14 protein-coding genes are annotated in these 13,059 nt (G+C 69.3%); 8 read left to right on the top strand and 6 right to left on the bottom strand.

Going from position 1 to position 13,059, the window contains the following annotated elements:
* Nucleotides 1-653, bottom strand: a 653-nt coding sequence (locus VFF46_RS31815) for a response regulator (RefSeq protein ID WP_325040937.1), incomplete at its 3' end; no start/stop codon positions are given.
* Nucleotides 650-2,287: a sensor histidine kinase gene (locus VFF46_RS31810; protein ID WP_325040936.1), complete on the bottom strand. Its 1,638-nt coding sequence runs from the start codon at nt 2,285-2,287 to the stop codon at nt 650-652. The genes VFF46_RS31815 and VFF46_RS31810, both read right to left, overlap by 4 nt.
* A gap of 180 nt (nt 2,288-2,467) precedes the next feature.
* Between VFF46_RS31810 and VFF46_RS31805 the strand changes: the two genes are divergently transcribed.
* The 8 genes from VFF46_RS31805 to VFF46_RS31770 are packed head-to-tail and all read left to right on the top strand — an operon-like array spanning nt 2,468 to nt 8,736.
* Entirely contained in the window at nt 2,468-3,466 is a 999-nt protein-coding gene (locus tag VFF46_RS31805; protein WP_325040935.1) for a tripartite tricarboxylate transporter substrate binding protein, read from the top strand.
* On the top strand, nt 3,463-3,966 hold the full coding sequence (locus VFF46_RS31800; RefSeq protein ID WP_325040934.1) for a tripartite tricarboxylate transporter TctB family protein: 504 nt from the start codon (nt 3,463-3,465) through the stop codon (nt 3,964-3,966). Before VFF46_RS31805 ends, VFF46_RS31800 begins: the two co-directional genes overlap by 4 nt.
* The gene (locus VFF46_RS31795) at nt 3,966-5,474 is read left to right on the top strand and encodes a tripartite tricarboxylate transporter permease (RefSeq protein ID WP_325040933.1); all 1,509 of its coding nucleotides are present in this window, start codon (nt 3,966-3,968) and stop codon (nt 5,472-5,474) included. The genes VFF46_RS31800 and VFF46_RS31795 overlap by 1 nt, the downstream gene beginning before the upstream one ends.
* 10 nt (nt 5,475-5,484) lie before the next feature.
* Nucleotides 5,485-5,913, top strand: coding sequence for a hypothetical protein (locus VFF46_RS31790; RefSeq protein ID WP_325040932.1), 429 nt, complete (start codon nt 5,485-5,487; stop codon nt 5,911-5,913).
* 30 nt (nt 5,914-5,943) lie between these two features.
* Nucleotides 5,944-6,297 (top strand): metalloregulator ArsR/SmtB family transcription factor, encoded by a 354-nt coding sequence (locus VFF46_RS31785; protein ID WP_325040931.1) that lies wholly within the window; start codon nt 5,944-5,946, stop codon nt 6,295-6,297.
* Entirely contained in the window at nt 6,290-6,766 is a 477-nt protein-coding gene (locus VFF46_RS31780; RefSeq protein WP_325040930.1) for an SRPBCC family protein, read from the top strand. Before VFF46_RS31785 ends, VFF46_RS31780 begins: the two co-directional genes overlap by 8 nt.
* Entirely contained in the window at nt 6,766-7,434 is a 669-nt protein-coding gene (locus VFF46_RS31775; RefSeq protein WP_325040929.1) for a dihydrofolate reductase family protein, read from the top strand. Before VFF46_RS31780 ends, VFF46_RS31775 begins: the two co-directional genes overlap by 1 nt.
* Nucleotides 7,435-7,461: 27 nt before the next feature.
* Complete coding sequence (locus VFF46_RS31770; RefSeq protein ID WP_325040928.1) at nt 7,462-8,736, top strand: winged helix-turn-helix domain-containing protein; 1,275 nt, start codon at nt 7,462-7,464, stop codon at nt 8,734-8,736.
* A 9-nt stretch (nt 8,737-8,745) separates the two neighbouring features.
* Here the strand turns inward: VFF46_RS31770 and VFF46_RS31765 are convergent, their stop codons facing one another.
* From VFF46_RS31765 to VFF46_RS31750, 4 genes are all read right to left on the bottom strand, one after another.
* Entirely contained in the window at nt 8,746-9,909 is a 1,164-nt protein-coding gene (locus VFF46_RS31765; RefSeq protein ID WP_325040927.1) for an MFS transporter, read from the bottom strand.
* Between the two features lie 89 nt (nt 9,910-9,998).
* Nucleotides 9,999-11,348, bottom strand: a complete 1,350-nt coding sequence (locus VFF46_RS31760; protein WP_325040926.1) for a GH1 family beta-glucosidase — start codon at nt 11,346-11,348, stop codon at nt 9,999-10,001.
* Nucleotides 11,338-11,907, bottom strand: coding sequence for a YbjQ family protein (locus VFF46_RS31755; protein WP_325040925.1), 570 nt, complete (start codon nt 11,905-11,907; stop codon nt 11,338-11,340). Before VFF46_RS31755 ends, VFF46_RS31760 begins: the two co-directional genes overlap by 11 nt.
* A 15-nt stretch (nt 11,908-11,922) precedes the next feature.
* A partial coding sequence (locus VFF46_RS31750) for a discoidin domain-containing protein (RefSeq protein WP_325040924.1) occupies nt 11,923-13,059 on the bottom strand: 1,137 nt, incomplete at its 5' end.

The following is a 13,059-nucleotide window of genomic DNA, read 5'->3' as shown; positions in this document are numbered from 1 at the left end:
GTGTAGCGGCGTTCGGGGCGGCCGGTGGTGCCGTAGCGGAGGGTTACTTCGGCTTGGCCTTGGGTGGCTAGGAACTCCAGGTAGCGGCGGGCGCTGACGCGGGAGATGCCGATCAGTTCGGCGCATTCGGCGGCGGAGAGGTTTTCGGGGGTGTTGCGGAGGGCCGCGGTGACCAGGTCGGTGGTTTCCTGCGAGAGACCCTTGGGGAGGCGGTTGACCAGTGGGCGGGCGGGGGCGAGGACCCGGTCGACGTCGGCCTGCGAGGTGACCTGGTCGGGGACGGAGGCGCGGCGCCGGGCGTACTCCTGGAGGCGTACCCGGAGGTCTTCGAAACCGAAGGGTTTCAGCAGGTAGTTCACGACGCCCTGGCGGACGGCGCCGCGGACGGCGTCGGCCTCGCGGGCGGCGGTGATGACGAGGATGTCAACGGACGGCTGTACGGCGCGGAGCCGGGCGATCAGGTCCAGCCCGAAGACGTCGGGCAGATACAGGTCCAGCAGCACCAGGTCGGGCGCCAGCGACTCCAGCGCGGCAACGGCGGCGTCGCCGGAGTTCGCCGTACCGACAACCTCGAAGCCGTCCACGCGGTCGACGAAGCCGCGGTGGATGCGGGCCACCATGAAGTCGTCGTCGACAACCAGGACCGTGATCATCGGACTCCTTCCGGCGTACGTTGGGTGGACATCCGGGCGATGAACGCGGCGCCACCCTCGACGAGATTCGTGACCGCGACCTCGCCGCCGCGGCGCCGGCAGATCATTCTGGTCATCGCCAGCCCGATCCCGCGCTCACCCTCGGCGGCGGCCTTGGTGGTGAACCCGTGCGCGAACACCTCCTGCGCCAACTCCGGCGCCACGCCGGGCCCGGAGTCCCGTACGACGATCTCCACCGAGGTCGCGTCCTGCCGCAGTTCGACCTCGACCCAGGCCGGCGACAGCGGCGTACCGGAGTGTGCCGCGGCGTCCACCGCGTTGTCGACCAGGTTGCCGAGCACGGTCGCGATGTCCGCTGACAGCGCCGGATCGAGCCGGAGCAGGGTGGTGCGCTCGGACACCCGGAGCTCGACGCGGCGTTCGGCGGCGAGCGAGGACTTCGCCATCAGCAGGGCGGCGACGGTGGTGTCGTGGACCCGCCGGGTCACGGTCAGGTCGAGCGACTCACGATAGCGGTTCAGCGCGCCGACGTAGGTCACGACCTCGTCGTACTCCCCGATCTGGATCAGCCCGGAAATCGTGTGCAGCTGGTTCGCGAACTCGTGGGTCTGCGCCCGCAGCAGCTCCGCGGACGAACGGAACGACCCGAGCTCCCGCTCCAGCTGGGCCAGCTCGGTCCGGTCGCGCAGCGTGGTCACGGAGCCCAGCGACCGCCCGTCCTTCACCACGCTCATCCGGTTCATCACCAGCACCCGCCCACGCCGTACGACGACCGCGTCGCGGGCCTCGTCGTCGCCGGACAGCACCTCGCGCAGGCGGCCCTGGACCCCGAGTTCACGCAGCGATTTCCCGACCGCGTCCGACGGAAGATCGAGCAGCCGGCGCCCGACGTCGTTCACCAGCGTCACGCGGAGCTGCGGGTCCAGGGCAACGACCCCTTCGGCCAGCCCGTACAGCATGGCTTCCCGGTGCTCGGCCAGCCCGGCGATCTCCCGCGGCTCGAGGCCGAGGGTCTGGCGTTTGATCCGCCGGGCGAGCAGCCAGGACCCGAGCAGCCCGAGGACGCAGGCGATGCCGAGATAGATCGCCAGGTACGACGACGCGCCGCGAAGCCGCTGCAGTACGGACGGCGACTGCTCGCCCACCATCACCGTCCCGATCTGGTCGCCGAGCGTCCCGTCCGGCCCGTTGGCGTCCCGGCCCTCGCTGAGCACCGGGACCTGGGCGACCAGCTCGCCGTTCAGCGGACCGGACCAGCCGCGACCGTCCGCGACACCGGAAATACCGTAGGTGAGGTCGGTGCCGATCAAAGTCGGATTGGTTGCCGCGATCACCTTTCCGTCGGCGTTCGCGACGGTGATCGAGCTGACCCCGGACTGCGCCAGGCTCGTCTGCAGCGTGGGCGCGAGCATCTCCGCGGGCGCCGGGTTCCGGATGTTGAACCGCAGCGCCGGGCTGGACGACAACTGCTCGGCCAGCAAGGTGACCCGCCGGCCCTCGACCCGGTTGAACGTCGCGGCGGACTGCGCGAGCGAGACCGCGGCGACCGCGACCAGCACGATCACCACGATCGCCAGCTGCAGCACCAGCAGCTGCCCGGCCAGCGTCGGCCGCCTGCCGAGTCGTACCGCCATCCTCACCTCCGTACACGTCCTGCCGCATGATCACCGCTGCGGCGCCCGAGTGCCACAGTTCACCGTGTTTCGGCCTGCGACCACAATGAACTCAACCACCGCTGCGGCCACAACGCAGACTCCGGCAGCACCGAAGGTCCACGATCGTCGCCACTTGAAACCTCCGGAAAGGATCGGCCAATGAGGTCCAGGCCATTGCTGGTGGCGGCGCTTGCCCTGCTCGGTGTCACGGCGTGCGGGGCGACCGCGAACAAGACGGACGCGGTGGGTGCGGACGGCGGGAAGCCGGCCGCCGGGCTTCGTCTGATGGTGCCGAACACGGCCGGTGGCGGGTACGACACCACTGCCCGGGTCGCCGCGAAGGCGATGGAGGACGCGAAGATCGCGACCGGCGTGCAGGTGTTCAACCTGCCCGGCGCCGGCGGTACGGTCGGCCTCCAGCGGGTCGTGAACGAGAAGGGCAACGGCAAGCTCGCGATGCAGATGGGCCTCGGCGTCGTCGGTGCGACGTACACCTCGAAGTCCAAGGCGACGCTCACCCAGACCACCCCGATCGCGAAGCTGATCGAGGAGGCCGGCGCGATCGTGGTGCCGAAGAACTCGCCGTACAAGACGATCCAGGAGCTGGTCACGGCCTGGAAGGCGAACCCGAAGGGGATGGCGGTCGGCGGCGGCTCGTCGCCGGGCGGGCCGGACCACCTGCTGCCGATGCAGCTCGCGCAGGCGGTCGGGATCAACCCGAAGGACGTCAACTTCGTCTCGTACGACGGCGGCGGCGAACTGCTGCCGGCCCTGCTGGGCAGCAAGATCGCGTTCGGGACCAGCGGATTCGGCGAGTTCCTCGACCAGGTGGAGAGCGGCCAGGTCCGGGTCCTGGCGGTGAGCAGCGAGCAGCCGATCGAGGCGCTGAAGGACGTGCCGACGCTGAAGGGCTCCGGGATCGACCTGGTGTTCACCAACTGGCGCGGGATCGTCGCGCCGCCCGGGATCAGCGACGCGGACAAGAAGGTCTGGATCGACGCGCTGACGAAGATGCACGACTCCGCGGAGTGGAAGGCCGAGGCGAAGAAGCACGGCTGGACCGACGCGTTCGTCACCGGTGACGAGTTCGGCACGTTCCTGACCGACCAGGACAAGGCCGTCGCGGACATCCTGACGAAGCTCGGCCTGGCATCGTGACCGAGGCCGCGACCCGGCGGCCGGATCGAGCGCAGTACGGAGTGTGCGGGGTGCTGGCGGTGGTCGGCGTCCTGGTGATCACCGACGCCGCCCGGCTCCCGCACATTGCCACCAGCAACGATCCGATCGGCCCGAAGCCGGTACCGATCGTGCTCGGCGTACTGCTGCTGGTGGTCGCCGCCCTGTACGCCGTGGACGTGGCCCGCGGCGGCACCGGCGCGGCCGAGGAGGGCGAGGACGTCGACGTGACGTCCCCGGTCGACTGGCGCACCGTACTGCTGCTGATCGCCGCGTTCGTCGTCAACCTGGCGACCATCGAGCCGCTCGGCTGGGTGATCAGCGGGACCCTGCTGTTCTGGGGTTCGGCGTTCGCGCTCGGCAGCCGGCACCACGTCCGCAACCTGTTCATCGCGGTCGCGCTCTCGCTGGCCACGTTCTACGGGTTCGCGATCGGGCTCGGGGTCGGCCTGCCGGCCGGCGTACTGCAAGGGATTCTCTGATGGACAACCTGATGAACCTGATGAACGGGTTCGGCGACGTACTGACCCCGGTCAACCTGCTGCTCGCGCTGCTCGGCGTCACCGTCGGTACGGCGGTCGGCGTGCTGCCCGGGATCGGCCCGGCGATGACGGTCGCGCTGCTGCTGCCGATCACGTACGGGCTGGAGCCGGTGCAGGCGTTCATCCTGTTCGCCGGCATCTTCTACGGCGGCATGTACGGCGGCTCCACGACGTCGATCCTGCTGAACACCCCCGGCGAGTCGTCCTCGGTGGTGACGGCGATCGAGGGCAACAAGATGGCGCGGGCCGGACGGGCCGCGCAGGCGCTCGCGACGGCCGCGATCGGCTCGTTCGTCGCGGGGACGATCGGCACCCTGCTCCTGGTGCTGGTGGCGCCGCAGGTGGTGAAGTTCGCGATCAGCCTGGGCGCGCCGGATTACCTGGCGATCATGCTGCTCGCGTTCGCAGGCGCCACGTCGGTGCTCGGCTCGTCGCGGATCCGCGGGTTCGCGGCGCTGCTGCTCGGCCTGGTGATCGGCCTGGTCGGGATCGACAAGGTGACCGGCCAGCAACGGCTCACGCTCGGTGTCCCACAGCTTGCCGACGGCATCGATGTCGTGGTGGTTGCCGTTGGCATCTTCGCGGTCGGCGAGGCGCTCTGGGTGGCGGCCCACCTGCGGCGCAACCCCGGCACGGTGATCCCGGTCGGCCGCCCGTGGATGGGCAGGTCGGACTGGAAGCGGTCGTGGAAACCGTGGCTGCGCGGGACGGCGTTCGGCTTCCCGATCGGCGCGCTGCCGGCCGGCGGCGCGGAGATCCCGACGTTCCTGTCGTACGCGACCGAGAAGAAGCTGTCCAAGCACCCGGAGGAGTTCGGGAACGGCGCGATCGAGGGCGTCGCCGGGCCGGAGGCGGCGAACAACGCGTCCGCGGCCGGGACGCTGGTCCCGATGCTGGCGTTGGGCCTGCCCACGAATGCGACGGCGGCGGTGATGCTGGCCGCGTTCACGTCGTACGGCATCCAGCCCGGGCCGTTGCTGTTCCAGCGCGAGCCGAAGCTGGTGTGGGCGCTGATCGCGAGCCTGTTCATCGGCAACCTGTTCCTGCTGCTGCTCAACCTGCCGCTGGCGCCCGCCTGGGCGAAGCTGCTGCAGATCCCGCGCCCGTACCTGTACGCCGGGATCATCTTCTTCGCCTCGATGGGTGCGTACGCCGTGAACGCGCAGCCGCTCGACCTGTTGCTGCTCCTGCTGCTCGGGCTGCTCGGTTTCGGGATGCGCCGCTTCGGCCTGCCGGTACTACCGCTGATCATCGGCGTGATCCTCGGCCCGATCGCGGAACGGCAGGCCCGGATGTCGCTGCAGCTGTCCAACGGCGACACGTCCGGCCTGGTCGGCGGACCGGTCGCGTACGTGATCTACGCGGCGATCCTGCTGATGATCGCCTGGCCGCTGATCGCCCGGCTGCGCCGGAAAATTATGACGAAAGATGTCGTAGTTTCGGGCTGACCATGGGTGCATGAACGAAGTACAGAAGGCGTGGCTGGGTGTGGTCTCCGCGGACCACACCCAGCGTGCCGTTTCCGGCAGCTTCATCCAGCTCAACCATGGCAAGCGGTACGGCGTTGCCCGGCTGCGGCGCGGCGACGGGTTCGCGATCTACTCCCCGACCGAGCGGTACGGCGAGAAGCGGCCGCTGCGGGCGTTCTCGGCGCTCGGGGTGGTCGCCGACGACGAGCCGTACCAGGCCGAGCCGATGTCGATGGGCGCCCGCGGCACGATCCAGCCGTGGCGGCGCCGGATCGAGTTCTTCCCGGTCCACCGGGCGATGCTGCGCGACGTCGACCTCGAGCTGACGCGAGAGGCGAACTGGGGTTACCAGCTCCGCCGCGGCCTCGTCCCGCTCACGGTGGCTGACTTCGAGGCGCTGCGCGCTCTGATGGCTTGACGCATGCCGATATAGGCATATGATTGCCGCATGGCACGGGCGGCGACGACCTCGGACGCGTTCAACGCGATCGCCGAACCGCAGCGGCGACAGATCCTGGTGCTGCTGCGCGACGGCGAACGGCCGGTGACCGAGCTCGCGCAGGACCTCGGAATGAGCCAGCCGCAGGCGTCCAAGCATCTGCGGGTGTTGCGGGAGGTGGGGCTGGTGCGGGTTCGCGAAGCGGGTAAGCAGCGGCTGTACGACCTGGACGCCCGCGGGCTGCGGCCCGTGCACGAGTGGGTGGGCGGGTTCGAGCGGTTCTGGAACGCGGCCTTCGGCCGGCTGGACGAGTACGTGCAGGAGCTCAAGCAGGAAAGGCAGAAGGGACCACAGGATGAGTAGCGACTCCGCGGACCGGGAGGTCGTGATCTCCCGGACGATCAACGCCCCACGGGAGCTGGTGTTCGAGGTGTTCACCGAGGTCCGGCACCTGTCGCAGTGGTGGGGGCCGGCGGGCTTCAGCACCAAGACGCGGTCGTTCGAGTTCCGCGTCGGCGGTGACTGGGACTTCGTGATGCACGGGCCGGACGGCACCGAGTACCAGGAGTGGATCACCTTCTCCGAGATCGACCCGCCGGAGCGGATCGCGCTGATGCACGGCGAGGCCCGGAACGACCCGAACGCCTTCGCGTCCGTGCTGACCTTCGAGCCGGAAGGCGACCAGACCCGGATCGTCATGTACACGCTGTTCCCGACCAAGGAACTGCGCGACGAGGCGGTGGAGAAGTATCACGCGATCGAGGCCGGCGAGCAGACGGTGGACAACCTGGCGGCGTACGTCGCCGAACTCACTCAGAAGGGGCAGAACTGATGGCTGGAAAGGTGTTCTTCGGTGTGACGATGTCGCTCGACGGCTTCGTCGCGCCGGTCGCGGACGTGACCGCCGCGGAGGTGTTCTCGCCCGAGTTCCAGGACGACCCGCGGGTGCAGCGCTGGCTGCGCAAGTGGGGCGAGTTGCAGGCGTGGCTGTTCCCGCAGCGGTCCTTCCGGGAGAACCTCAAGCTCGGCGAGGGCGGCGAGGAAGGGCTCGACGACGACATCTCCAAGGCGACCCACGAGCGGATCGGCGCGAACGTGATGGGCAAGCGGATGTTCGAGGGCGGTGAGCTGGCCTGGCCGGAGGAGGCGCCGTTCCACACCCCGGTGTACGTCGTCACGCACACCGAGCGGGCTCCGTGGGAACGCCCCGGCGGCACCACGTTCTACTTCGTCAACGACGGCATCGAGAGCGCGCTGTTCCAGGCCCGCGAGGCGGCCGGCGACCGCGACGTCCGGATCTCCGGCGGCGCCGACACGATCCAGCAGTACCTGGACGCCGGCCTGATCGACGAGTTCTCGATCTCGCTGTCGCCCGTACTGCTGGGCAGCGGCATCCGCCTCTTCGACCACGTGGACGCCGACCGCATCGCCCTCGAGCAGGTCCGTACGGACGCGTCGTCGCACGTCACCCACCTGACGTACAAGGTTTCCAAGCGTTAGACCCGGGTCGCGCTATACGTTCGGGACATGGTGGCCGTAGGCGACGAGGTCTCGACGGAGGTGGCGCGGCGGATCGCGCTGGGGGCGCAGGGGTTCGGCGAGGCGCGCCGGCGGCCGGATGTGCGGTGGGCGATCCGGCAGGCCGGCGTACTGCAACTGGACTCGGTGAACGTGCTGTGCCGGTCGCACTATCTGCCGGTGTACGCACGAGTGGGCGACTATCCGCGCACCACGCTCGACGAGCTGAGCTGGGGCCCGGAGCGGGAGCTGTTCGAGTACTTCTGGGGGCACAAGGCCGCGCTGATCCCGCTCGAGAACTACCCGCTGCTGCGCTGGCGGATGCGGGCGGCCGAGCGGCAGGTATGGGACGAGGAGCTCAGCCCGGACGTCACCGCGCCGTGGTCGGTGGTCGCGGGGATGCGCCGGCTGACTGCGGAGCGGCCCGGGTACGTCGACCAGGTACTGCGGCTTGTCACCGAACGAGGCCCGCTGACCGCGGGCGAGGCCAGCCCGGACGGCGTACGGCGCAAGCGCAGCGACCCGGATCCGGATCCGGGCACCGGCACGATGTGGAACTGGCAGGACGCGAAGATCGCGATCGAGTACCTGTTCTGCACCGGGCAGGTGACGATCGCGGGACGGCGGCACTTCGAGCGGATCTACGACCTGACGTCACGGGTGCTGCCGGCCGACATGCTCGACGCGCCGGAGCCGACCGCCGCCGAGGCGCGCCGCGAGCTGGTCCGGATCGCGGCCCGCGGACTCGGGATCGCGACCCTGCGGGAGCTCTGCGGCGGTACCGGGCAGGCGCACTTTCCGTTGCCCGCAGCAACGGGCCGCGAGGTCGTCGCCGAGCTGGTGGAGGCCGGTGACCTGGTGCCGGTCCGGGTCGAGGGCGTGAAGCAGCAGTCGTACCGGTGGCACGAGGCGGTGGACCGCCCGGTCGACGCGTGCGCGTTGCTGTCGCCGTTCGACCCGCTGATCTGGAACCGGGATCGCACCCACCGGTTGTTCGACTTCTTCTACCGGATCAGCATCTACACGCCGGCACCGCAGCGCGTCCACGGGTACTACGTACTGCCGTTCCTGCTCGGGGACGGCCTGGTGGCCCGCGTCGACCTCAAGTCCGACCGCCAGACCTCGACGCTGGTCGTCCCCACCCTCACTCCCGAGCCCGACTCCCCCGACTTCATCGAGCCCCTGGCCACCGAGCTCCGCCAGCTGGCCGCCTGGCTGGGGCTCGACCACATCCGGGTAACCGCCGCCTCCCCCGCCGCCAAGGCGCTGGTCCGGAGCCTCTGACCAACCCAGCTAGGCGACCGAGCGGACCTTGGTGACCAGTACGCCGGCCAGGACCGTGACCGCGGACGCGAGGAGATACAGGACCTGGTAGCCGCCGAGGTGTTTGACGATCGGGGCGGCGATGACCGGGGCGAGGACCTGGGGCAGGGAGTTCGCGATGTTGATGACGCCGAGGTCCTTGGCGCGGTCGCGGGCGTGTGGGAGTACTTCGGTGAGCAGCGCGAAGTCGACCGACAGGTACACGCCGAACCCGGCGCCGAGGACGATCGCGCCGGTGATCGCACCGGGCCAGGTCGGCCAGACGGCGAGGATCACGCCGGCCACCGCCATCACCCAGCCGGACGCGGTCACGAAGACCTTCCGGCGGGCGGAGCGGTCGGACCAACGGCCGGCGCTGATCGCGGTGGTCAGTACGCAGACGCTGTAGATCGCGGTCAGGACCAGTACGCCGGTGCCCGGGTTGGCGATCCCCACCTCGTCCTGCAGGTAGTAGAACAGGTACAGCGTGCCGAGGGCGTTGCCTACGTTGAAGAGGAACCGGGTCAGCCAGGCCCAGCCGAAGTCCGGGTAGCGCCGCGGGCTGATCCAGAAGCTCTTGAGGAAGTCCGGCAGTACGAACGTCGATCGCTCCGTGAGCGGCTGGTCGTGGCTGCGTAGTACGTACGGGACCACGGACAGGAGCAGGAAGGCAGCGCAGGCGATGTACCCGAGGGTGTAGTTGTTGAACGCAGCCGCGAGGGCGGTGCCGACCAATGCACCGAGGACCTGCGAGATGGCGACCCAGCCGCCGACCGTGCCGCGTTGTGCGACCGGGACACGGTCCGGTACGACGGCGGTGGCGGCCGCCAGCAACGCATTGCCGAACAGCTGCATCAGGCACCACCCGATCAGCATCAGCGCGATCACCCGGGCACCGGACAGGATCCCGAGACCGATGGCACCGCCAACGGCGCCTGCGATCACCCACGGCACCCGCCGCCCGAACCGCGACGCGGTCCGGTCCGAGATCGCCCCGAACGCCGGATTGGCCACCACCGACACCGCGGCCCCCACGCCGGTCACCAGTCCGAACACGAACTCCTTGTTGCCCGACGCAACCACCTCCGACTGCTTGGCCAGCAACACCTGGATAGGGCCGAGCCAGGCCGCGAACACCCCGACATTCGCCAGCACAACCGCGGCGGTCCACCCACCCCGTACGCGAACAGTGGGCTCCGCCAACGCAGCCGGCCCTGGCTGAGCTGGCTCAACCCCCTCCTGCTTCATCCGCGGTTCTGGGCTATCAGTGCCTGCAACCAGAAGTACGACGCTTTCGGTGTCCGTTTCTGCGTCTCGAAATCGACGTCGACCAGGCCGAACCGCTGGGAGTACCCGGCGGCCCACTCGAAGTTGTCGAGGAGGGACCACTGGAAGTAGCCGCGGACGTCGATGCCGTCGTCCATCGCAGCCTTCAGCGAGCGGAGGTACCCATCCAGATAGTCGATGCGACGTTGATCGGACACCCCGTCGTTGATCGCGCACCCGTTCTCGGTGATGTAGATCGGCGGCAGCTTCTCGCCGTACCGCTGCCGGAAGATCCGCAGGATCTCCCCGAACGCGTCCGGCACCACCGGCCAGCCGAAGTCCGTCTTGGGATAACCGTCCAGGACCCGCGGCTCGAACGGCAGGCCAGGCGGCAGGAGTACGCCGTCCGTCGCCGCCGTGTCTGCCTGCCCGGTGGCCGCACCGACCGAGACCGGCGCGTAGTGGTTGATACCGAAGAAGTCGAGCGGCGTGGAGATGATCTCGAGATCGTCCGCGACCGGACCGGGCATCGCGTCGCCCATCCCGGACGGGTACTCGCCGAGGATGACCGGATCGGCGAACATCCAGTTGATCAGGTTGTCGTACAGCCCGGCCGCTTCCCGGTCCTCAGCACTGTCACTGGCCGGCCAGGTCGGCGCGTGGTTGGACGCGATACCGATCTGCGAAGCACCGGCCGCCCGCAGTGCCTGCACCGCGCGCCCGTGTGCCAGCAGCTGATGATGCGCGACCGGCAGCGCATCGAACAGCAGCTCCTTACCGGGCGCGTGCGCACCGAGCGAGTACCCCATCAGCGTCAGCACCATCGGCTCGTTGACGGTGATCCACATCGGCACCCGGTCGGCGAACCGCGCGCCGAGCAGCGCGGCGTACTCCGCGAACCGCTCGGTGATGTCCCGGTTCAGCCAGCCGCCCGCGTCCTCGAGCGGCTGCGGGGTGTCCCAGTGGTACAGCGTCGGCGCCGGCTGGATCCCGGCGCCGAGCAGCGTGTCGATCAGCCGGTCGTAGAAGTCCATCCCGGCCGCCGCGGCGGGCCCGCTCCCGGTCGGCTGGATCCGCGGCCAGGCGAACGAGAACCGGTACGTGTCCACCCCGAGCTCCCGCATCAGCGCGACGTCCTCGGCGTACCGGTGGTAGTGGTCGCAGGCGACCGCCCCGGTGTCGCCGTTCAGGATCTTCCCGGGCTCGGCGCAGAACGTGTCCCAGGTGGAGGTACCGCGGCCGTCCTCGGCCACGGCACCCTCGATCTGGTACGCCGACGTCGAGACGCCCCACCTGAATCCGGGCGGAAAAGTGAGGTCAGCTGTCATTCGCATCATCCTCATCAGGTCTGCTGTCCTGTACGCGCGGCGGCTCGACCTTCTGCACCACGACCGCCGTACCGTAAGCCGCCACCTCGCTCATCGTCTGAGCGATCTCGTTGCAGTCGAAGCGCATCGCGAGGATCGCGTTCGCGCCCATCTGCTGCGCCATCTGGCACATCCGCATCACCGCGACGTGCCGCGACTCGGCCAGCATCTGGGTGTACTCCGGCACCTCGCCGCCACCGAGCGACCGGAAGCTCGCGGTGAAGTTCGACCCGAAGTCCCGGGTCCGCACGGTCAGCCCGAAGACCTCGCCGAACACCTTCTCCGCGGTGTACCCGGGCAGGTCGTTCATCGTCGAGACCAGCACCGGGTACGGCGAACCCTGCGGCGCGACGTGCGGGACGTTGGACGGCGCCGGCTGCTGGTACCCGCCCTGCTGATACCCAGGCGGCGGCCCCTGCTGGTACCCCGGCGGCGGACCTTGGTACCCAGGAGGTGGCCCCTGCTGGTAGCCCGGCTGCTGCGGTGGATACGGCTGGTTCGGAGGAAAGTTCTGGCTCATGCCCTCATCCTGGCATCACCATCTGAACACTTGCAGCTCATACAGCGAATACCCGTACGACGTCGCGCGCTGCGTCCCGGTCACCCGGACGTACCGGGCCGGTACGGCGCCGAACCGGATCACGTCCTCCCCGCCGTCACCGGCCGTCGTCGCGTACACCTGCTGCCAGGTCGACCCGTCCCGCGAGACCTCGACCTTGTACCCCTTCGCGTACGCCGCCTCCCAGTGCAGGACGACCCGGCCGACCGTCTGCTCGTTGCCGAGGTCAACCTTCAGCCACTGCGGATCCGACCAGTCGCTGGCCCACCGGGTGCCGAGGTTCCCGTCCACCGCCTGCGCGGGCGGCGAGTTGTACCAGCCGGTCTCGTAACTACTCGCGGTAGCGGTCTTCCCGGCCGCGAGGTTGCTGACGTCGTCACCGCGCTTCGCCGGGAACTCGACCACCTGCTGGTACGTCGGCCGGTTCACCCAGGCGATCCTGTCCTGGGTGATGCCGCCCATCGGGTTGTGCGCGATCTGGTCGGCGCAGAACTGGTCACCGGCGGCGCAATCGCCGGTCGCCGGGTACGTCGTACTCGCCGGCACCTTGGTTGCCGCGAGCAAGGTGTCCGTCAGCACTGCGCGGCAACCCGCCAGGGATCCGCCGCCGCAGTACGTCACGGGCTGAGAAGCCTTCACCGGATCGCCCAGCACCTTGCGCATGTCCCGCTGGACGAAGCCCCACCAGCCGCTCTGGAAGGAGGATCCCTGCGCACTCGGGCGTTCGTCGATCTTCAGGTTGGCGGTCAGCGCGCTGTAGAGGTCCGGTCCGAGGTCCTTGAACTCTGCTGGGACCAGTAGGGGCCACCAAGCATCCAGCAGCTGGATGGCGTCGGCGTTGGTGTAGGTGCGAGATGAGGCGTTCGGGGTCCTGCGGTGGGCACCGGATTGTTGCCAGGCCGTCAGTTTGCTGACCGCGTCGGCGACGGCCGGGTCGGTGATCGGGGCCGACTTCAGGACGCGCAGCAGATACGGCAGCACCTGGTCGCCGCGGAGGTCGACGGTCGCCGCGTCCTCCATCGCCTCGACCAGCTTGCCGCGGGTGAACTTCTGCCCGCTGTCGATGACGGCCTTGATCCGGTCGTCGAGCGGCTGGCTGCGGTAGACCGCGTT

The sequence above is a fragment of the Kribbella sp. genome, assembly GCF_035655035.1.
GTDB lineage: Bacteria > Actinomycetota > Actinomycetes > Propionibacteriales > Kribbellaceae > Kribbella.
This window is presented reverse-complemented; position numbering and strand designations above follow the sequence as displayed.